General features: G+C 56.1%; 14 protein-coding genes and 4 rRNA genes. 11 read left to right on the top strand and 7 right to left on the bottom strand.

The window, feature by feature from the left end:
• The first annotated feature begins 3 nt into the window (after window positions 1-3).
• Window positions 4-468, top strand: a complete 465-nt coding sequence (locus tag AB4N98_RS11935; RefSeq protein ID WP_017528424.1) for an SRPBCC family protein — start codon at window positions 4-6, stop codon at window positions 466-468.
• A gap of 39 nt (window positions 469-507) precedes the next feature.
• On the opposite strand, the gene AB4N98_RS11940 is transcribed toward AB4N98_RS11935, so the two are convergent.
• The 7 genes from AB4N98_RS11940 to AB4N98_RS11970 all read right to left on the bottom strand — a co-directional run bounded on the left by AB4N98_RS11940 (window position 508) and on the right by AB4N98_RS11970 (window position 10,888).
• On the bottom strand, window positions 508-2,388 hold the full coding sequence (locus AB4N98_RS11940) for a methyl-accepting chemotaxis protein (protein ID WP_017528425.1): 1,881 nt from the start codon (window positions 2,386-2,388) through the stop codon (window positions 508-510).
• A gap of 298 nt (window positions 2,389-2,686) precedes the next feature.
• Window positions 2,687-2,802, bottom strand: a 5S ribosomal RNA gene (gene rrf / locus AB4N98_RS11945).
• 109 nt (window positions 2,803-2,911) lie between these two features.
• Window positions 2,912-3,027, bottom strand: a 5S ribosomal RNA gene (gene rrf, locus AB4N98_RS11950).
• Between the two features lie 157 nt (window positions 3,028-3,184).
• A 23S ribosomal RNA gene (locus AB4N98_RS11955) occupies window positions 3,185-6,076 on the bottom strand.
• A gap of 307 nt (window positions 6,077-6,383) precedes the next feature.
• Window positions 6,384-7,920, bottom strand: a 16S ribosomal RNA gene (locus AB4N98_RS11960).
• The 16S, 23S and 5S rRNA genes sit together here, the layout of an rRNA operon.
• A 553-nt stretch (window positions 7,921-8,473) precedes the next feature.
• On the bottom strand, window positions 8,474-9,694 hold the full coding sequence (locus AB4N98_RS11965) for a CaiB/BaiF CoA transferase family protein (RefSeq protein ID WP_017530610.1): 1,221 nt from the start codon (window positions 9,692-9,694) through the stop codon (window positions 8,474-8,476).
• Window positions 9,695-9,706: 12 nt separating this feature from the next.
• On the bottom strand, window positions 9,707-10,888 hold the full coding sequence (locus AB4N98_RS11970; RefSeq protein WP_003170842.1) for an acyl-CoA dehydrogenase: 1,182 nt from the start codon (window positions 10,886-10,888) through the stop codon (window positions 9,707-9,709).
• Between the two features lie 157 nt (window positions 10,889-11,045).
• Here AB4N98_RS11970 and AB4N98_RS11975 point away from each other — a divergent pair, with 157 nt between their 5' ends.
• From AB4N98_RS11975 to AB4N98_RS12020, 10 genes are all read left to right on the top strand, one after another.
• Window positions 11,046-11,945, top strand: coding sequence for a LysR family transcriptional regulator (locus AB4N98_RS11975; RefSeq protein ID WP_161979894.1), 900 nt, complete (start codon window positions 11,046-11,048; stop codon window positions 11,943-11,945).
• A 452-nt stretch (window positions 11,946-12,397) separates the two neighbouring features.
• Window positions 12,398-13,519, top strand: coding sequence for a Re/Si-specific NAD(P)(+) transhydrogenase subunit alpha (locus AB4N98_RS11980; RefSeq protein WP_010207879.1), 1,122 nt, complete (start codon window positions 12,398-12,400; stop codon window positions 13,517-13,519).
• Window positions 13,520-13,534: 15 nt separating this feature from the next.
• Window positions 13,535-13,858, top strand: a complete 324-nt coding sequence (locus AB4N98_RS11985; RefSeq protein ID WP_017530608.1) for an NAD(P) transhydrogenase subunit alpha part 2 — start codon at window positions 13,535-13,537, stop codon at window positions 13,856-13,858.
• Entirely contained in the window at window positions 13,855-15,291 is a 1,437-nt protein-coding gene (locus AB4N98_RS11990) for an NAD(P)(+) transhydrogenase (Re/Si-specific) subunit beta (RefSeq protein WP_017530607.1), read from the top strand. The genes AB4N98_RS11985 and AB4N98_RS11990 overlap by 4 nt, the downstream gene beginning before the upstream one ends.
• A 179-nt stretch (window positions 15,292-15,470) precedes the next feature.
• Window positions 15,471-16,964, top strand: coding sequence for an acetyl-CoA hydrolase/transferase family protein (locus AB4N98_RS11995; protein WP_017530606.1), 1,494 nt, complete (start codon window positions 15,471-15,473; stop codon window positions 16,962-16,964).
• Window positions 16,965-17,282: 318 nt separating this feature from the next.
• Window positions 17,283-17,498, top strand: a complete 216-nt coding sequence (locus AB4N98_RS12000) for a DUF1127 domain-containing protein (RefSeq protein WP_008081135.1) — start codon at window positions 17,283-17,285, stop codon at window positions 17,496-17,498.
• Between the two features lie 285 nt (window positions 17,499-17,783).
• Entirely contained in the window at window positions 17,784-18,104 is a 321-nt protein-coding gene (locus AB4N98_RS12005; protein ID WP_017530605.1) for a DUF2388 domain-containing protein, read from the top strand.
• 106 nt (window positions 18,105-18,210) lie between these two features.
• The gene (locus AB4N98_RS12010; RefSeq protein ID WP_065879174.1) at window positions 18,211-18,519 is read left to right on the top strand and encodes a DUF2388 domain-containing protein; all 309 of its coding nucleotides are present in this window, start codon (window positions 18,211-18,213) and stop codon (window positions 18,517-18,519) included.
• Window positions 18,520-18,558: 39 nt separating this feature from the next.
• Window positions 18,559-18,879 carry a DUF2388 domain-containing protein gene (locus tag AB4N98_RS12015; RefSeq protein WP_065879175.1) on the top strand — a complete coding sequence of 107 codons (321 nt, stop codon included), beginning with the start codon at window positions 18,559-18,561 and terminating at the stop codon, window positions 18,877-18,879.
• A complete protein-coding gene (locus AB4N98_RS12020) occupies window positions 18,876-20,837 on the top strand; it encodes a DUF7844 domain-containing protein (protein ID WP_017530602.1) in 1,962 nt (653 codons plus the stop codon). The genes AB4N98_RS12015 and AB4N98_RS12020 overlap by 4 nt, the downstream gene beginning before the upstream one ends.
• Window positions 20,838-20,849: the final 12 nt, after the last annotated feature.

Raw genomic sequence — 20,849 nt, forward strand, 5'->3', positions numbered from 1 at the left:
ATTATGAAACGGCTGCAACCGGATACGTTAATCCGCAATCCAACGGGACGGCCGATAGTGGCCTCGCGGGTGATCGACTGCCAGGCCAGGCGTGTGTGGAACATGGTGGGGACGTTTTCAGGTTTTGATGTATTCATCCCCGCTCTGTCACACATCGAAATGACCGGTACCGGTGTGGGTGCTTTACGCACGAAGTTTTTCCGAGATGGCAACCAGGTGGTGGAACAGCTCAATAGCCGGGATGAGCACGCCATGTATATGACTTGGACCACCCTCTACAACACTCTGGGCGTGGCTAGATTGTGGGCAGCAATCAACGTGGACGCACTGGAGACACAGTGCTCCAGGGTAACGTGGACCCTCATTGCCGAACCGGAGGACGCTGCACAGGTGGGATTTGAACAATTTGTACAGGCTTTCGCTGAAAGCGCACTGGACAACGTCAGCCGCTTGTTGGGCCCGCAGTAGGAGCGAACACTGCACGCTCCTACTCACACGCTCAACGGCTCAGATTTTGAAGCTGTCGACCAGTTGCTTCAGCCGATTAGCCTGTTGCGACAGCGCATCGCAATCCTTCAAGGTTTCGTTGAGGTTGGCCACGCCCTGCTGGTTAAGCAGGTTGATCTGGTTGATATCCACATTGAGGGTTTCCACCACGGCCGTCTGCTCCTCGGTGGCCGCTGCGACGGATTGGTTCATACCGTCGATCTCAACGATCCGCTGCGTGACGCTGACCAGGCGTTCGCCGGCCTGGTTGGCCACCCCGACGCTTTGCTCACTGGACGTTTGGCTGGCGTTCATGGTGGTCACCGCCTCGCGCGAACCCACTTGCAGCGAAGTGATCATTTTATGAATCTCTTCAGCCGATTCCTGAGTACGGTGAGCCAAGTTGCGCACTTCATCGGCCACCACCGCAAACCCACGTCCCGCCTCGCCGGCACGCGCAGCTTCAATCGCGGCATTCAGTGCCAACAAGTTGGTTTGCTGGGAGATGCCTTTGATCACATCAAGGATGTGGCCGATATTATCGGTGCTGGCGTTCAGTGTTTCGATCTGAGTGCAGGACAAACTGATTTTTTGCGACAGTTCAGACATCGCCAGGATGGTTTGCTCCACCACTTTGCGACCGTCGTCGGCTTGCTCGCTGGCACCGCTGGCGTGCTGTGACGCATCAGCCGCGTTGCGCGCGATTTCCTGAGTGGCGGCACCCAGTTCGTTGATTGCTGCGGCCACACTGTTGGTACGCGCACTTTGCTCATCGGAACCGATGATTGACGCGTTGGAGGATGCCATCACTCGCTGGGACAGGTCGTGCACCTGGCGTGTTGCGGAAGACACTTCGGAAATCGAAGCGTGGATACGTTCCACAAACCGGTTAAACGCACTGCCGACTTCGCCAAACTCATCTTTGCTGGTAACAGCGAGGCGGCGGGTCAGATCACCTTCACCTTGAGCGATGTCTTGCATCGCAACCCCCATAGTGGTCAAGGGCCGCAACAAGACCTGAATCAGCAGGCTCAAGAGCACAGCAATCGCGACCACGGCGATGAGCATAGCGATCAATGCCGACGTGCGGAATTTACCCAACGGTGCGTAGGCTTTGTCTTTATCGATCGACAGACCGATATACCAATCTGCCCCTGGCAAGCCGCTGATCGGAGTGAAGGACAAAATACGATCCTGGCCCTTGAGCACAACCTCCTGATTGACCTTCTCGATGCGTAAGCGGGTGCCGGGATAGATGTCCTTGAGGTTTTTCATCACTTGGTCCTCGTCCGGGCTGACGATGACTTGGCCGTCGCCGCTGACCAGGAACGCATGCCCGATGCCGCCGAAATCCACCGAGTTGATGATTTTCACCAGGGTTTGCAAGCTGAGGTCTCCGCCCACTACACCCAGCAGCTCGCCGTTCTTTTTCACCGGCATGGCGATGGTGACGATCTGCCCGCCTACTGCAGCCATATAAGGCGGCGTGAGCATAGGTTTATCAGCCGCCACGGCTTGTTTGTACCAGGGGCGCTGACGGGGGTCGTAGCCGTCGGGCATTTTTGCATCCGGGCGCTGGGTAAACACACCATTGGTTTGACCCACATAGGTGAACTGGAAGTTCGAGGTGAACGCTGGTTGGTCGACTAGCCCAGGCAAGTCCGCTGCACTGCCTTGGTGAGCTACGTTTTGCGTCAGGCTTTCGAGTACCAGTATTCGACCACTGAGCCAGTTCTGCACACTGCTGGCGGTGAGCTCCCCGGATTGTTCGATGGACGATTCCAGGTTCTGCTTGATGGTGCTGCGCTGCAGGTAGTCGTTGTAAAGGGTGAACAACGCGAAGGCTAAAACCACTACGCCTGACGCGGCCAACAAGATTTTATGACTGAACTTAAGATTCATTTCATCGACTTCTTTTGCCAAAGGGGGATAAGCGTGCCGAGTGGAAATTCCATAAAACGGTAAGCGGAGTGTTCACCCGCTCCATTTCGGTGCACGCATGGCTCATCAAGCTTTCGGCCAAGTCGGAGCAAAACTTAGGGACTTATGGGAGAAATCTGATTTTTAACCCAGGAAAGAGATAGGCGGTAGGCGTTAGCGCTGTTGTGTGTTTTTCACTTGAGGACAACGTGGCGGGATTGCATCCCTCTAAACGACAAAACCCCTGTCTGCGTTAGCAGACAGGGGTTTCGGAATTTAATCTTGACGATGACCTACTCTCACATGGGGAAACCCCACACTACCATCGGCGATGCATCGTTTCACTACTGAGTTCGGGATGGGATCAGGTGGTTCCAATGCTCTATGGTCGTCAAGAAATTCTGTGTACCGGCCCGTCGCAGTATCAACGTGCCGATGAAATTCATGGACTTCTACATAAACAAAACCCCTGTCTGCGTTAGCAAACAGGGGTTTTGGAATTTAATCTTGACGATGACCTACTCTCACATGGGGAAACCCCACACTACCATCGGCGATGCATCGTTTCACTGCTGAGTTCGGGATGGGATCAGGTGGTTCCAATGCTCTATGGTCGTCAAGAAATTCGGGTACTGACTCGTGACCAGATGGCCTCGCTTCAGCAAATCGGGTATGTGACAGCAGTCGGTGTTTTGTGAGTTACAAACTTTCGGTTCGTTTCGTCTTCACACACCGCAATCTGATGCTCTTTCGAGTAGTCAAATTGCTTGGGTGTTATATGGTCAAGCCTCACGGGCAATTAGTATTGGTTAGCTCAACGCCTCACAGCGCTTACACACCCAACCTATCAACGTCGTAGTCTTCGACGGCCCTTCAGGGAACTCAAGGTTCCAGTGAGATCTCATCTTGAGGCTAGTTTCCCGCTTAGATGCTTTCAGCGGTTATCTATTCCGAACATAGCTACCCGGCAATGCCACTGGCGTGACAACCGGAACACCAGAGGTTCGTCCACTCCGGTCCTCTCGTACTAGGAGCAGCCCCTCTCAAATCTCAAACGTCCACGGCAGATAGGGACCGAACTGTCTCACGACGTTCTAAACCCAGCTCGCGTACCACTTTAAATGGCGAACAGCCATACCCTTGGGACCGGCTTCAGCCCCAGGATGTGATGAGCCGACATCGAGGTGCCAAACACCGCCGTCGATATGAACTCTTGGGCGGTATCAGCCTGTTATCCCCGGAGTACCTTTTATCCGTTGAGCGATGGCCCTTCCATACAGAACCACCGGATCACTAAGACCTACTTTCGTACCTGCTCGACGTGTCTGTCTCGCAGTCAAGCGCGCTTTTGCCTTTATACTCTACGACCGATTTCCGACCGGTCTGAGCGCACCTTCGTACTCCTCCGTTACTCTTTAGGAGGAGACCGCCCCAGTCAAACTACCCACCATACACTGTCCTCGATCCGGATAACGGACCTGAGTTAGAACCTCAAAGTTGCCAGGGTGGTATTTCAAGGTTGGCTCCACGCAGACTGGCGTCCACGCTTCAAAGCCTCCCACCTATCCTACACAAGCAAATTCAAAGTCCAGTGCAAAGCTATAGTAAAGGTTCACGGGGTCTTTCCGTCTAGCCGCGGATACACTGCATCTTCACAGCGATTTCAATTTCACTGAGTCTCGGGTGGAGACAGCGCCGCCATCGTTACGCCATTCGTGCAGGTCGGAACTTACCCGACAAGGAATTTCGCTACCTTAGGACCGTTATAGTTACGGCCGCCGTTTACCGGGGCTTCGATCAAGAGCTTCGCGTTAGCTAACCCCATCAATTAACCTTCCGGCACCGGGCAGGCGTCACACCCTATACGTCCACTTTCGTGTTTGCAGAGTGCTGTGTTTTTAATAAACAGTCGCAGCGGCCTGGTATCTTCGACCGGCATGAGCTTACGGAGCAAGTCCTTCACCCTCACCGGCGCACCTTCTCCCGAAGTTACGGTGCCATTTTGCCTAGTTCCTTCACCCGAGTTCTCTCAAGCGCCTTGGTATTCTCTACCCAACCACCTGTGTCGGTTTGGGGTACGGTTCCTGGTTACCTGAAGCTTAGAAGCTTTTCTTGGAAGCATGGCATCAACCACTTCGCTAACTAAAAGTTAGCTCGTCATCAGCTCTCGGCCTTAGAATCCCGGATTTACCTAAGATTCCAGCCTACCACCTTAAACTTGGACAACCAACGCCAAGCTGGCCTAGCCTTCTCCGTCCCTCCATCGCAATAACCAGAAGTACAGGAATATTAACCTGTTTTCCATCGACTACGCTTTTCAGCCTCGCCTTAGGGACCGACTAACCCTGCGTCGATTAACGTTGCGCAGGAAACCTTGGTCTTTCGGCGTGGGTGTTTTTCACACCCATTGTCGTTACTCATGTCAGCATTCGCACTTCTGATACCTCCAGCAAGCTTCTCAACTCACCTTCACAGGCTTACAGAACGCTCCTCTACCGCATCACTTACGTGATACCCGTAGCTTCGGTGTATGGTTTGAGCCCCGTTACATCTTCCGCGCAGGCCGACTCGACTAGTGAGCTATTACGCTTTCTTTAAAGGGTGGCTGCTTCTAAGCCAACCTCCTAGCTGTCTAAGCCTTCCCACATCGTTTCCCACTTAACCATAACTTTGGGACCTTAGCTGACGGTCTGGGTTGTTTCCCTTTTCACGACGGACGTTAGCACCCGCCGTGTGTCTCCCATGCTCGGCACTTGTAGGTATTCGGAGTTTGCATCGGTTTGGTAAGTCGGGATGACCCCCTAGCCGAAACAGTGCTCTACCCCCTACAGTGATACATGAGGCGCTACCTAAATAGCTTTCGAGGAGAACCAGCTATCTCCGAGCTTGATTAGCCTTTCACTCCGATCCACAGGTCATCCGCTAACTTTTCAACGGTAGTCGGTTCGGTCCTCCAGTTAGTGTTACCCAACCTTCAACCTGCCCATGGATAGATCGCCCGGTTTCGGGTCTATTCCCAGCGACTAGACGCCCTATTAAGACTCGCTTTCGCTACGCCTCCCCTATTCGGTTAAGCTCGCCACTGAAAATAAGTCGCTGACCCATTATACAAAAGGTACGCAGTCACCCAACAAAGTGGGCTCCCACTGCTTGTACGCATACGGTTTCAGGATCTATTTCACTCCCCTCTCCGGGGTTCTTTTCGCCTTTCCCTCACGGTACTAGTTCACTATCGGTCAGTCAGTAGTATTTAGCCTTGGAGGATGGTCCCCCCATATTCAGACAAAGTTTCTCGTGCTCCGTCCTACTCGATTTCATGACTAAGAGATTTTCGCGTACAGGGCTATCACCCACTATGGCCGCACTTTCCAGAGCGTTCCGCTAATCTCAAAGCCACTTAAGGGCTAGTCCCCGTTCGCTCGCCACTACTAAGGGAATCTCGGTTGATTTCTTTTCCTCAGGGTACTTAGATGTTTCAGTTCCCCTGGTTCGCCTCTTGCACCTATGTATTCAGTACAAGATAACCATCTTATGATGGCTGGGTTCCCCCATTCAGACATCTCCGGATCAAAGTCTGTTTGCCGACTCCCCGAAGCTTTTCGCAGGCTACCACGTCTTTCATCGCCTCTGACTGCCAAGGCATCCACCGTATGCGCTTCTTCACTTGACCATATAACCCCAAGCAATCTGGTTATACTGTGAAGACGACATTCGCCGAAAATCTGTAATCACTCACAAATTTTACCTTAGCCTGATCCGTTACCAGTGAAAGTAACGTTCAGTCTATCTTTCTATCACATACCCAAATTTTTAAAGAACGATCTAATCAAAGACTAGAAATCAACATTCACCATCGCTAGGATGGAATGCTCATTTCTAAGCTCTATATAGAATAATGCATTCATCTCGCATTACCGTCTTCTTCAATGAATCAAGCAATTCGTGTGGGAACTTATGGAGCAGCTGATGTCGTCGATTAAGGAGGTGATCCAGCCGCAGGTTCCCCTACGGCTACCTTGTTACGACTTCACCCCAGTCATGAATCACACCGTGGTAACCGTCCTCCCGAAGGTTAGACTAGCTACTTCTGGTGCAACCCACTCCCATGGTGTGACGGGCGGTGTGTACAAGGCCCGGGAACGTATTCACCGCGACATTCTGATTCGCGATTACTAGCGATTCCGACTTCACGCAGTCGAGTTGCAGACTGCGATCCGGACTACGATCGGTTTTATGGGATTAGCTCCACCTCGCGGCTTGGCAACCCTCTGTACCGACCATTGTAGCACGTGTGTAGCCCAGGCCGTAAGGGCCATGATGACTTGACGTCATCCCCACCTTCCTCCGGTTTGTCACCGGCAGTCTCCTTAGAGTGCCCACCATGACGTGCTGGTAACTAAGGACAAGGGTTGCGCTCGTTACGGGACTTAACCCAACATCTCACGACACGAGCTGACGACAGCCATGCAGCACCTGTCTCAATGTTCCCGAAGGCACCAATCTATCTCTAGAAAGTTCATTGGATGTCAAGGCCTGGTAAGGTTCTTCGCGTTGCTTCGAATTAAACCACATGCTCCACCGCTTGTGCGGGCCCCCGTCAATTCATTTGAGTTTTAACCTTGCGGCCGTACTCCCCAGGCGGTCAACTTAATGCGTTAGCTGCGCCACTAAGAGCTCAAGGCTCCCAACGGCTAGTTGACATCGTTTACGGCGTGGACTACCAGGGTATCTAATCCTGTTTGCTCCCCACGCTTTCGCACCTCAGTGTCAGTATCAGTCCAGGTGGTCGCCTTCGCCACTGGTGTTCCTTCCTATATCTACGCATTTCACCGCTACACAGGAAATTCCACCACCCTCTACCATACTCTAGTCAGTCAGTTTTGAATGCAGTTCCCAGGTTGAGCCCGGGGATTTCACATCCAACTTAACAAACCACCTACGCGCGCTTTACGCCCAGTAATTCCGATTAACGCTTGCACCCTCTGTATTACCGCGGCTGCTGGCACAGAGTTAGCCGGTGCTTATTCTGTCGGTAACGTCAAAACAATCACGTATTAGGTAACTGCCCTTCCTCCCAACTTAAAGTGCTTTACAATCCGAAGACCTTCTTCACACACGCGGCATGGCTGGATCAGGCTTTCGCCCATTGTCCAATATTCCCCACTGCTGCCTCCCGTAGGAGTCTGGACCGTGTCTCAGTTCCAGTGTGACTGATCATCCTCTCAGACCAGTTACGGATCGTCGCCTTGGTGAGCCATTACCTCACCAACTAGCTAATCCGACCTAGGCTCATCTGATAGCGCAAGGCCCGAAGGTCCCCTGCTTTCTCCCGTAGGACGTATGCGGTATTAGCGTCCGTTTCCGAACGTTATCCCCCACTACCAGGCAGATTCCTAGGCATTACTCACCCGTCCGCCGCTCTCAAGAGAAGCAAGCTTCTCTCTACCGCTCGACTTGCATGTGTTAGGCCTGCCGCCAGCGTTCAATCTGAGCCATGATCAAACTCTTCAGTTCAAACATCTTTGGGTTTTTAAGAAACCCTAAACTTGGCTCAGCAATCGTTGGTTACATCTTTGATTTCTCGCGGAGTAACTTGTGATGCTGATAATCTTGTTGACTATCAGTCTGACTCCACAAGCACCCACACGAATTGCTTGATTCAGTTGTTAAAGAGCGGTTGGTTAAGAGCTTTCGTCTCAACCGAGGCGCGCATTCTACAGCAGCCTCATTTGCTGTCAAGCGGTTATTTTCAGAAGCTTTCGAAGATTTCCTCAACAACTTCAACCACTTGCGCTTCCGATCTCTCGTCAGCGGGAGGCGAATTCTACAGCGTTACACGCTGCTGTCAACACCTCTTTTTCAACTTCCTTTTGGCTTCGATGAACTGAAGCAACTTGCTGCCGAAAACTGCGTAACTCATTGTTTACCAAGGAGTTTTCCGTTTCGACTGCGCCGGAAGTGGGGCGAATTATAGGCTTCCAGAATCTGGCGTCAACAATTAATTTTGCTTTTCCTATCAATCAAGAGAGATTGATTAAAAACCACCCAAATGCGCCCGAAGAAACCGCTAGATGACTCCCGCCTCTTTTAACGCCGCAATATTCAACGGCGCCAGCCCCAACACTCTCTTCAACACCAGCTCCGTATGCTCACCCAATAGAGGAGGTGCGCTGCGATACTCCACAGGTGTCTTGGATAACCGAATCGGACTGGCAACTTGCGGCACCAACCCCGCCAACGCATGAGGCAACTGCATCGCCAGCCCACGCGCCTTCACCTGAGGATCGGCAAACACCTGCGAAAGGTCATTGATCGGACCACAAGGCACCCCAACTTGCTCAAGCTGGGCCACCCACTCCGCCGTCGTCTTGAAGACCGTCGCCTGGCGAATCAACGGAATCAGCACCGCACGGTTAACCACCCGCACTTTATTAGTGGAGAAACGTGGGTCATCCGCCCACTGCGGCTGACCCGCCACTTGCGCAAACTTGCGAAACTGCCCGTCATTACCCACAGTCAGGATGAAATCACCATCGGCCGTGGGGAAATCCTGATAAGGGACAATATTCGGATGAGCGTTACCCAGGCGCTTCGGAGGCACCCCCGTCGTCAGATAATTCATCGCCTGATTAGCCAAGCAGGCCACCTGAACATCGAGCAACGCCATATCGACGTGTTGCCCGCCACCGTCATGATCTCGATGCGCCAGCGCAGCAAGAATGGCCACCGTCGAATAGAGGCCCGTGAGAATGTCAGTCAACGCCACTCCCACCTTTACCGGCCCCGCCCCCTCATCACCTTCCGGCCGACCAGTCAGACTCATCAGCCCGCCCAGCCCCTGGATCATGAAGTCATAACCCGCACGCGCGGCATAAGGTCCGGTTTGGCCGAAGCCCGTGATAGAGCAATAGATCAACTCAGGATTAATCTCCTTGAGCGACTCATAATCCAGCCCATAGGCCGCTAAACCATCCACCTTAAAATTCTCGATGAGGATGTCGGACTTAGCCGCCAGATCCCGTACCAGCTTCTGCCCCTCAGGCCGGGTGAAGTCGATAGTCACCGATTCTTTATTACGATTGGCAGACAAGTAATACGCCGCCTCACTGGTGTTCTCGCCATAAGCATCTTTAAGGAAGGGGGGCCCCCAGGCCCGCGTGTCGTCACCACTACCGGGGCGTTCAACCTTTATTACCTCTGCCCCGAGGTCCGCAAGAATCTGCCCGGCCCAAGGGCCCGCCAACACTCGCGATAAGTCCAATACCCGCAGATGCGATAGCGCGCCCATACCGTTCTCCTATTAATAGAACGCCTGAAGACCGGTTTGCGCACGCCCCAGAATCAAGGCGTGCACGTCGTGGGTACCTTCATAGGTGTTAACCACCTCCAGATTCACCAGATGACGCGCCACCCCGAATTCGTCGGAAATGCCGTTGCCGCCCAACATGTCCCGTGCCATACGCGCGATATCCAGAGACTTGCCGCACGAGTTGCGCTTCATGATCGAAGTAATCTCTACCGCAGCCGTGCCTTCATCCTTCATGCGCCCCAGGCGCAGGCAGCCTTGCAGGGCCAGAGTGATCTCAGTCTGCATATCGGCCAGCTTCTTCTGGATCAACTGAGTCGCCGCCAAAGGCCGACCGAACTGGTGACGGTCCAAGGTGTATTGGCGAGCGGTGTGCCAGCAGAACTCGGCGGCGCCCAACGCCCCCCAGGAAATGCCATAGCGCGCCGAGTTCAGACAGGTGAAAGGCCCCTTCAAGCCTCGCACATCAGGGAAGATGTTCTCTTCCGGGACGAATACGTTATCCATCACGATCTCACCGGTGATGGAGGCCCGCAGCCCGACCTTGCCGTGAATCGCCGGCGCACTCAGCCCCTTCCAGCCTTTTTCCAGAACAAACCCGCGGATATCACCCGCGTCGTCCTTGCCCCACACCACGAACACATCCGCGATCGGACTGTTGGTGATCCACATCTTCGCGCCTGTCAGGCTGTATCCGCCCTCCACTTTGCGCGCACGCGTGATCATCGCGCCCGGATCAGAGCCATGGTTTGGCTCGGTCAGGCCGAAACAGCCAATCCACTCTCCAGAGGCCAATTTCGGCAAGTACTTCTGTTTTTGCGCCTCGGTGCCAAATTCATTGATAGGCACCATGACCAATGACGACTGCACGCTCATCATCGAACGGTAACCAGAGTCGACACGCTCAACCTCACGCGCAATCAGCCCGTAGCTGACGTAGTTCAAGCCACTGCCACCGTACTGTTCGGGAATCATCGCGCCCAACAACCCGGTTTCACCCATTTCTCGAAAGATTGCAGGGTCGGTCTTTTCATGACGGAAAGCTTCGAGCACACGCGGCGCTAGTTTGTCCTGGGCGAATTGCTCAGCACTGTCGCGCACCATGCGCTCTTCTTCGGTGAGCTGTTGATCCAGCAGCAGTGGATCGATCCAGTTGAAGCTTGCCTTGCCAGCCATGAATAAGTCCTCGCAAAGAAAATCAGAAGTCGTGGAAGGAGCCTAGGCCGGGCAAGCAAAGAGAGCAAACGAGGTTTCTGCATAGGCTTGTGCTAATTTCTCACTTCGAAACACTAAAAATGGCGTATTGGCGCCTTATCAAGTGAGAACAAGGTACATGCGTAGGAAAATTCCCAGCACTACCGCCCTTGTCAGCTTTGAGGCGGCGGCCCGCCACGAGAGCTTTACCAAGGCGGCGCACGAGCTCTCCATCACACAAGGCGCGATCTGCCGACAGATCGCCAGCCTGGAGGAATTTTTAAGTGTCGAGCTGTTTCGGCGTTCGCGGCGCGGGGTAAAGCTGACGGAGGCGGGGCTGTCCTACAGCCGCAGAGTCGCAACGCAACTGGATGCCGTGGAGCGCGACACCCTGTCAGTGATGGGTCAGCAGGGCGCAAATACGATTGAGCTAGCGGTGGTACCCACGTTTGGTACGCAATGGTTAATTCCTCGTCTCAAGGATTTTCAACGCCAGCACCCAGAGGTAACGGTGAACCTCACCAACCGCACCCGCCCCTTCCTGTTTGCAGATACCGAGTTCGATGCCGCGATTTACTTCGGTGATGCCGACTGGCCCGGCACCGAGTCCCACCGACTGATGGGAGAAAATCCTGTTCCCGTTTGCAGCCCCCGGTTGCTGGGCAAGCGCAAGCGCTTCACCTCCTCAGAGATCGCGCAACTGCCGCTGCTGCAACAGACCACCCGCCCTTATGCCTGGCGCCAATGGTTCAACGCCCAACAGCTGAATATCCCACGCGACATGACAGGCCCACGTTACGAGCTATTCTCGATGCTGTCCCAGGCCGCCATGCATGACATGGGCATTGCGCTGATCCCGCCCTTCCTCATTCAGCGAGAACTGGACGAGCATCGACTGGTAATCGCAAGCCCCGAGGCACTGACCAGTTCGAAAGCTTATTACCTGATGATTCCTGACAAAAAAGTGGAATCAGCTTCGCTGCATGCGTTCAGGGACTGGCTTATCGATCAATCGAAGCGGTACAGCCCCTGCAATTAAAGGGCAAAGCCTTAATGCTGACCTTGTAGTCAATAAAATCTTGGCGCTACAGATATACGTATATGTCGCATTTAAGCAGACTGTACTTGTCTATCTAAAATACGGCTTAAAGCCATGAATCGCGTGGCTTGTAGCGACGCTCAATGGCCAATGCGCGACCATTCACATCAACAATGTAAAAAGTCGCTCTAAACCTTTGCGCGTCTTTAAAGGCCTGTATTTGAAGAGATTATTCCAAGGCGTTGCGACAATCGGTCACAGGGTGACTTGTAGTTAATTTTTCGTCACCCGTCATAATCCCTTGAAGGCCGTAAAGTTCGCCTGCAAAATGCCGCGCCCCGCTGTCATTTCAGCGGGATCGTGCTGATCGGCCGCCCCAGTTGTGCCACTCGCGGCGCACTGGCCTTTTTACAAAAAGATCAAAAGCAAAAAGATCATGCAGGAGATTTGACGTGCACATTGGTGTTCCTCTCGAAACCCAGACCGGTGAAACGCGGGTGGCTGCCACCCCGGAAACCATCAAGAAGCTGATCGGCCAGGGCCATAAGGTCACTGTACAAAGCGGAGCAGGCATTAAGGCCAGCGTCGTCGACAGTGCCTATGAAACAGCAGGCGCAACCATTGGCAGCGCCAACGATGCATTTGGCGCCGAGCTGATTCTCAAAGTGGTTGCTCCCAGCGACAGCGAATTGGCGCTGATCAAAAGCGGCACCGTGTTGGTGGGCATGCTCAATCCGTTCAGCAACGAAACCATTGCCAAGCTGGCCGAGCGCGGCATTACCGCCTTCGCTCTTGAAGCAGCCCCACGCACCTCGCGTGCCCAGAGCCTCGACGTGCTGTCCTCGCAAGCCAACATCGCCGGCTATAAAGCCGTGTTGCTCGCCGCTCATCACTATCCGCGCTTCATGCCGATGCTGATGACCGCCGCAGGTACCGTCAAAGCCGCTCGGGTGCTGATTCTAGGTGCGGGCGTCGCAGGCTTGCAGGCCATTGCCACGGCCAAACGCCTCGGTGCAGTGATCGAAGCATCTGACGTACGCCCGGCGGTAAAAGAGCAGATCGAATCCCTCGGCGCCAAGTTTGTCGACGTACCTTACGAAACCGACGAAGAGCGCGAATGCGCCGTCGGCGTCGGCGGTTATGCACGCCCGATGCCCACAAGCTGGATGCAACGCCAGGCCCTTGCCGTGCACGAGCGCGCCAAGCAAGCCGATATCGTCATTACCACCGCCCTGATCCCAGGCCGCAAGGCACCCACCTTGCTCAGCGCCGAGACAGTTGCGCAGATGAAACCCGGCTCGGTGGTCATTGACCTCGCGGCAGCCCAGGGCGGCAACTGCCCGCTGACCGTTGCCGACCAGGTGGTGGTGGAAAACGGTGTGATCATTTGTGGCCCGACCAACCTCGCCGGCGCTGTTGCCGCCGATGCGTCGGCCTTGTATGCGCGCAACCTGCTGGACTTCCTGAAGCTGGTCTTCACCAAGGAAGGGCAGTTTGAAATCAACCTCGAAGACGACATCGTCGCTGCGTGCCTGATGTGCCGCGACGGCCAAGTCATCCGCAAAAACGCCTAAGCAAGGATTCAGACGATGGAAGAGCTTATCTCCCCCGGTATCTACAACCTGATCATCTTTGTGCTGGCGATCTATGTCGGTTACCACGTGGTCTGGAACGTTACCCCCGCGCTGCACACGCCGCTGATGGCGGTAACCAACGCCATTTCGGCGATCGTAATCGTCGGCGCCATGCTCGCGGCCGCGCTTACAGTCACACCACTGGGCAAGACCATGGGCACCCTCGCCGTGGCGCTGGCGGCGGTCAACGTGTTCGGCGGCTTCTTGGTCACGCGCCGCATGCTTGAGATGTTCAAGAAGAAAGCCCCGAAAGTAAAAGAAGAGGCGCCATCGGCATGAGCATGAATCTGGTAACGACGCTCTACCTGATCGCGTCGATCTGTTTCATTCAGGCCCTTAAAGGCCTGTCGCACCCGACCACCTCGCGACGCGGCAACCTGTTCGGCATGCTCGGCATGGCGCTGGCAGTGCTCACCACCGTGGGCCTCATCTATAAGCTGGGCGCCGAGCTTGCGACGGCCGGCATCGGCTATGTGATCGTCGGCCTGCTGGTCGGCGGCACCGCTGGTTCGATCATGGCCAAGCGCGTTGAGATGACCAAGATGCCGGAGCTGGTGGCGTTCATGCACAGCATGATCGGCTTGGCCGCGGTGTTCATTGCAATTGCCGCCGTGGTTGAGCCGCAATCGCTGGGCATCGTCAAGCACCTGGGCGATGCGATTCCGGCGGGCAACCGTCTGGAGCTGTTCCTCGGTGCCGCCATCGGCGCCATAACCTTCTCCGGCTCGGTGATCGCCTTCGGCAAGCTGTCGGGCAAGTACAAATTCCGCCTGTTCCAGGGCGCACCGGTACAGTTCGGCGGCCAGCACAAGCTGAACCTGGTATTGGGCCTCGCTACGCTGGGCCTGGGTTTGGCGTTCATGTTCACCGGCAACCTCACCGCCTTCGCGCTGATGCTGGCCCTGGCCTTCGTGCTGGGCGTACTCATCATCATCCCCATTGGCGGCGCCGATATGCCCGTGGTGGTGTCGATGCTTAACAGCTACTCCGGCTGGGCGGCGGCGGGTATCGGCTTCTCGCTGAACAACTCGATGCTAATCATCGCCGGTTCGCTCGTCGGCTCAAGCGGCGCGATCCTGTCGTACATCATGTGCAAGGCGATGAATCGTTCCTTCTTTAATGTACTGCTCGGCGGCTTCGGCAACGCGCCGGATACCAGTGCCGCTGCGGGTTCTAAAGAAGCGCGCCCGGTGAAGTCCGGCTCGGCCGACGATGCGACCTTTCTGCTGACCAACGCCGACACCGTGATCATCGTGCCAGGCTACGGCTTGGCGGTGGCGCGGGCGCAACACGCGCTGAAGGAATTGACCGAGAAACTGACCCACCACGGCGTCACCGTGAAATATGCGATCCACCCGGTGGCGGGCCGTATGCCTGGGCATATGAACGTGCTGCTCGCCGAGGCTGAAGTGCCTTACGACCAAGTGTTCGAGATGGAAGACATCAACTCTGAATTCGGCCAGGCCGACGTGGTGCTGGTGCTGGGCGCGAACGACGTGGTCAACCCGGCCGCGAAGAACGATCCGAACTCACCGATCGCCGGTATGCCGATCCTGGAAGCGTTCAAAGCCAAGACCATCATCGTCAACAAGCGCTCAATGGCCAGTGGTTACGCCGGCTTGGATAACGAGTTGTTCTACCTGGACAAGACCATGATGGTTTTCGGCGACGCCAAGAAGGTCATTGAAGACATGGTTAAAGCCGTCGACTAACACTGCTTCAGCGCAATACTCCAAACCCCGGCCTCACGTAGGCTGGGGTTTTTTATTGCTGCATGAAACCCGACCAAAGGCTCTAAATCGCTGCCTTGCATTCGACCATGGTAGCGGGCCGAATTTTTTTGAAATCACTACACTGCCCACCTTGCTTCCGTAGCCTGAGATAACCATTCATGTACCGTGATCGTATCCGCTTGCCTTCGCTGTTGAACAAGGTCATGAGCGCGGCAGACGCCGCCGCACTGATCGAGGACGGCATGACCGTCGGCATGAGCGGCTTCACCCGTGCCGGTGAAGCCAAGGCCGTTCCCCATGCCCTCGCCGAGCGCGCCAAGACCTCGCCACTGAAAATCACCTTGATGACCGGCGCCAGCCTGGGCAATGACCTGGATAAGCAACTGACCGAAGCCGGCGTGCTGTCCCGACGCATGCCGTTCCAGGTCGACAGCACATTGCGCAAGGCTATCAACGCCGGCGAGGTGATGTTTATCGACCAGCATTTGTCGGAAACCGTCGAACAACTGCGCAACAACCAGCTCAAGCTACCGGATATTGCCGTGATCGAAGCCGTGGCGATCACCGAGCAAGGGCATATCGTGCCAACCACCTCCGTCGGTAACTCGGCCAGCTTCGCGATCTTTGCCAAACAGGTGATCGTCGAGATCAACCTGGCGCACAACCCGAACCTGGAAGGGCTGCACGACATTTATATCCCGACCTATCGCCCAACCCGTACGCCGATCCCGCTGGTAAAGGTCGACGACCGCATCGGCAGCACCGCAATCCCAATCCCGCCGGAAAAGATCGTCGCCATCGTCATCACCAACCAGGCGGACTCCGCCTCGACCGTGACGCCCCCCGACAGTGACACCCAAGGAATCGCCAATCACCTGATCAACTTCCTCAAGCAGGAAGTCGACGCCGGGCGCATGACCAACAAGCTCGGGCCGCTGCAGGCCGGTATCGGCAACATTGCCAACGCGGTGATGTGCGGCTTGATCGACTCCCCCTTCCAAGACCTGACCATGTACTCGGAAGTACTGCAGGACTCCACGTTCGACCTGATCGACGCCGGCAAGCTGAGCTTCGCCTCGGGCAGTTCGATCACACTGTCGGAGCGGCGCAATGCCGACGTGTTCGGCAACCTGGAGCATTACAAGGACAAACTGGTACTGCGCCCGCAGGAGATCTCCAACCACCCTGAAGTGGTGCGTCGCTTGGGCATTATCGGCATCAATACCGCGTTGGAGTTCGACATCTACGGCAACGTCAATTCCACCCATGTCTGCGGCACGCGGATGATGAACGGCATTGGCGGCTCCGGTGACTTCGCGCGTAACGCGCACTTGGCGATTTTCGTCACCAAGTCGATTGCCAAGAGCGGCGCGATTTCCAGCGTGGTGCCGATGGTCAGTCATGTGGACCACACCGAACACGATGTAGACATCCTCGTCACCGAAGTAGGCCTGGCAGACTTGCGCGGCCTGGCGCCAAGGGAAAGGGCTCGGGTAATCATCGACAACTGCGTGCATCCCGCATACCGCGATGCGCTGAACAATTACTTCGAGGGCGCCTGCGCATTAGGCGGGCATACGCCGCACATCCTGCGCGAAGCGCTGAGTTGGCACATTAACCTGGAAGAAACCGGGCATATGCTCAAGGCTTGATTGATACAGAGCCGAGCTGATGCAAATACATTTTCATCAGCTCGGCTGCAACAGCCCCAACTCCTGAAAAAACTGTACTGCTGTACCGGTCATTTCCTACCGAATTATCCTACTCGCCTCGTTAAAAATGCCTATTTCGCACTATTTCAGTGCGGACAGGTACAGTTGCCCCATTTCCGTACAGTACAGCCCCTATAAACAGTTAACTGGCCCCTCACAATACAGGTGAACTGTATCTAGAGAGTCTTGCGCCGGAAGAGGATCATTGGCATCAGTTAAACCACTACCTAATCCCGCCACAAGCGGAAGGATGTCATCATGGAACGTACACTCAGTTCCGAACTGTTCTTCGAAGATAAAGCTGTAAACACCCAGGCTTCCCTGCCTCTGCGCGTTCTTGCCAACCTGATGCTGTGGCAGCGCCGCATCTCCAGCCGCCATCAGTTGGCTCGCCTGGATTCGCGTCTGCTGGCTGACGCCGGTATCAGCGAAGCTCAACGCTACGAAGAGCTGAGCAAGCCGTTCTGGCGCTAATTGGCGCCCGCTGGCCCTGACCCACCGGGTCCACTGCCAGCACTGATTTGTCAAAACAAAGCCCGCCCCGGGTAACCGGAGGCGGGCTTTGTTGTTCTCGGCGCGTGCAATTTCGAGCCAATAAATCAGCGCAACAGGTACAGTTATATGCCTATTAAATACCATAGGTACAGTTATTAAGGCTGCATAACAACCTATCCGAACCGATAAACCACAGCCTAATATCCAACCAGCACGTGGCGAGCCTTTGCGCCACCTTCACTGCTCATCTATAGGAGTCACCCCATGCCCGTTCTTCGCCTGCTCAGCGCTGCTGCCTTGTTGGCCCTGGCTTTCAATGCCAACGCGACCAGCTTCATCGTGACCACCGATTCCATCGTCGGCGCACTGAAGGCTACGTCCGACGCCACTTCCGATGCGACTTCCTCCCTGCGTGACAACAAAGTCGTGCGCGCCGCGCGTGACGACGCGGCCAGCTTTGTCGCCAGTGAAGGCGCCATTCGTGGCGTGAAGCTGGAAAGCGCCCTTGCGCAAATCCGTCAACAAGCGCCACAACTGAACACCGCGACCGACGCACAATTGGCCCAGGCCATTCTGGCCATCTGAGCCCCAGCGCGTAAAAGGGAGCGCCAACGGCTCCCGAATGCCTTGGCGCTGGCTCTCGCCCGGGCATTGCGCTAGCCTTGGCGCTCGTTTTCAGTTGTCGAGTCCCATGGCTTTTTCATACCGACTGTTCATTGTCCCTGTGTTGTTTTCTGCCTGCTGGTCACCTTGGGTTTCGGCCTTTGACGTGACCCTCCAGAGCACCGTCGCGAGCGCGTATGCCACCAGCAAGGTGACCTCCGCGCCCTTCGACAAAAAAGTAATCGTTGCCGCAAGGGATGACGCTGCCGCATTCATTGCTACCGACGGCCAATGGCGAGGAGCACGGCTGGAGTCGGCGCTGGATTACCTGCGCCGAACCCAACCAAAACTTCATGTCAGCGACCTTGAACTGGCGCAGGCAATTCTCGTCCAATAACCATCTCTGTATTTCCCTCTTTGTAACTGGAGTAATTCCATGCGTAGCCCGCTGATCGCCGCCGCCCTCGGCCTGCTGTTGTTGGCCGACGTTGCCCAGGCGCAGACCCTGGTGGCCACCAGTAACATCATTGTTCGCGCGTCTGGCCGCACCATTGATTTCACCTCGGACACCACCACGTCCATCCGCGATTCCAAAGTCGTGCGTGAAGCTCACGATGATGCGGCCAGCTTCGTCGCCAGCAATGGTGAAATCCGTGGCGCTCAGTTGGAAGCCGCCTTTGACACCTTGCGCACCCGCCTGCCGGAAGCCCGTGACGCCAGTGACCAGACCCTCGCCGAAGCTATTCTCGCTCTGTGAGGCGCCTTGTCGCCTGGCTCCTGGCCGGGATTGTGCTGCTGTGTGCCGGCGCAGCCCAGGCCAGCCTGCAACTGCGGCTCAAGACAGAAGGCTTGAGCCCGGCCCAACAACAGGCCAGCCAGGCATTGCTCGATGAAGCGATGCGCTCATTGCCGCCGCGCTTTGTCGAGCAGTTGGACCGCCGTATCGATGTCGGCTGGACCGACAAAATGCCCGAAAACGCCTACGGCCAGGCTTCGCTGGTGTCCGAACTGGACCTGAACCGCAACCTGCTCGACAGCTTGACCGATGGCAGCGCCGCCACCCAGAAGACCAATCGCCCCCACGGCACCGTGCGCCGGGAAATGCTCGCCACCGTGCTGCATGAACTGACCCACATCTATGACCGTGCGCGCCTGTGGTCTCCCGACGAACGCAGACTGATCCAGCGTTGCGCTCGACAAAACAACATCACCGGCCTGATTGGCCTGCCCGATCAATGCCGTGGCCAGAACGACCGCCGCTTTACCCTCAGCGATGACCCGCGCCTGCTGGACCTCGCGGGCTGGCCACAATATGTCGGCCGTCGCGGCGAGCGCGAGCAGCACAACCGCCAGGTCGTGCGCAGCCCGGATATCTACGAAACCACCAGCCCGCTGGAGTTCGTCGCGGTCAACATGGAGTACTTCCTCCTCGACGCGAGCTACGCCTGTCGGCGTCCGGCGCTGTTCCGCTATTACCAGCAGCACTTCGGCTGGGCCCCGCCGACGCAGGACGCCTGCGCCAAGGCCTACCCATTCCTCAATGCCGGCAACGATTTCGCCAAGACACCGCTGGGCCACGTGGACCCGGAGCGGGTCTACGAGATCGACTACCTGCTGGCCGAAGCCAACCAGAATCTGGTCAGCCGCTGGGGCCACAGCATGTTGCGCCTGGTGATCTGCGCCCCAGGCCGCCCGCGCGGGCCGGATTGCCGGCTCGACCTGGACCAGCATTTGGTATTGTCCTACCGCGCATTTGTCGGTGACGTACAACTGTCGAGTTGGGACGGCCTGGTGGGCAAGTACCCGTCACGCCTGTTCGTGTTGCCGTTGGCCCAGGTGATCGACGAATACACCAAGACTGAACTGCGCGGCCTGGCCTCCGTACCGCTGAAACTGTCGCGCCAGGAAATCACCGACACCGTCGAGCACGCCGCCGAAATGCACTGGAGCTACGACGGTAATTACTACTTCCTGTCCAACAACTGCGCGGTCGAAAGCCTGAAACTGTTACGCAGCGGCAGCGCCAATCCGCAACTGACCGGCTTGGACAACATCACCCCCAACGGCCTGCTCGAAGTCCTGCAAGCCCGTGGCCTGGCCGATACCAGCGTGCTGAATGACAAACGTGAAGCGCTGCGCCTGGGTTATCACTTCGACTCCTTCCGCGAGCGCTACCAGGCGATGTTCGAAGTACTGCGCAAGCATTTGCCGATCGAACAGGCCCAGGTTGAAGACTGGTTAGCCTTGAGCGCGGCGCAACGCCGCCAATGGTTCGACCAGGCAGACCTGCGCACCAGCGCCGCGTTGCTGCTGCTGGAACAAGCCAGCTTTCGTAAACAGTTGATGCTGGCCCAGGACGAAGTCAAACAACGCTACCTCGGCGCCCGCGAGCTGAAAAACGGCGGCATGGAGAAGGCCAATGCCACCCTGCAACAGATCCTCGCCAACAGCGGCTTTCTCAGCCGCCCAGCGGAATTGCTGGGCAGCGGCGGCTATGGCCTGCCGCAGCCATCGGAAGCCAAGCGCCTGGAATCGGAAAGCGCCGAACGCCAGAAGCAGCTGCAATCGCTGACCGGCGAGCTGGATAAAGAGGTGAGGGCGCTGCTGGACCCTTCCCGCGCCGCCGAGATTGCCGCGTGCGAGGCCAACCTCAGGCAGCTCGGTGAACACCTGCGGTCGCTGCACAAAGCGGCCGGCGGCCTCGAACTGCCCTGAAATACCCGAGAT

It is taken from the genome of Pseudomonas sp. S3_E10 (assembly GCF_054667615.1).

What these genes read in the sequence shown, in the direction of transcription:
- AB4N98_RS11940 (WP_017528425.1), bottom strand. Translation starts at nt 2,388, where the DNA reads ATGAATCTTAAGTTCAGTCATAAAATCTTGTTGGCCGCGTCAGGCGTA.
- AB4N98_RS11995 (WP_017530606.1), top strand. Translation starts at nt 15,471, where the DNA reads ATGTACCGTGATCGTATCCGCTTGCCTTCGCTGTTGAACAAGGTCATG.
- AB4N98_RS11970 (WP_003170842.1), bottom strand. Translation starts at nt 10,888, where the DNA reads ATGGCTGGCAAGGCAAGCTTCAACTGGATCGATCCACTGCTGCTGGAT.
- AB4N98_RS11965 (WP_017530610.1), bottom strand. Translation starts at nt 9,694, where the DNA reads ATGGGCGCGCTATCGCATCTGCGGGTATTGGACTTATCGCGAGTGTTG.
- AB4N98_RS11935 (WP_017528424.1), top strand. Translation starts at nt 4, where the DNA reads ATGAAACGGCTGCAACCGGATACGTTAATCCGCAATCCAACGGGACGG.
- AB4N98_RS11985 (WP_017530608.1), top strand. Translation starts at nt 13,535, where the DNA reads ATGGAAGAGCTTATCTCCCCCGGTATCTACAACCTGATCATCTTTGTG.
- AB4N98_RS12005 (WP_017530605.1), top strand. Translation starts at nt 17,784, where the DNA reads ATGCCCGTTCTTCGCCTGCTCAGCGCTGCTGCCTTGTTGGCCCTGGCT.
- AB4N98_RS11975 (WP_161979894.1), top strand. Translation starts at nt 11,046, where the DNA reads ATGCGTAGGAAAATTCCCAGCACTACCGCCCTTGTCAGCTTTGAGGCG.
- AB4N98_RS12015 (WP_065879175.1), top strand. Translation starts at nt 18,559, where the DNA reads ATGCGTAGCCCGCTGATCGCCGCCGCCCTCGGCCTGCTGTTGTTGGCC.
- AB4N98_RS12000 (WP_008081135.1), top strand. Translation starts at nt 17,283, where the DNA reads ATGGAACGTACACTCAGTTCCGAACTGTTCTTCGAAGATAAAGCTGTA.
- AB4N98_RS12010 (WP_065879174.1), top strand. Translation starts at nt 18,211, where the DNA reads ATGGCTTTTTCATACCGACTGTTCATTGTCCCTGTGTTGTTTTCTGCC.
- AB4N98_RS11990 (WP_017530607.1), top strand. Translation starts at nt 13,855, where the DNA reads ATGAGCATGAATCTGGTAACGACGCTCTACCTGATCGCGTCGATCTGT.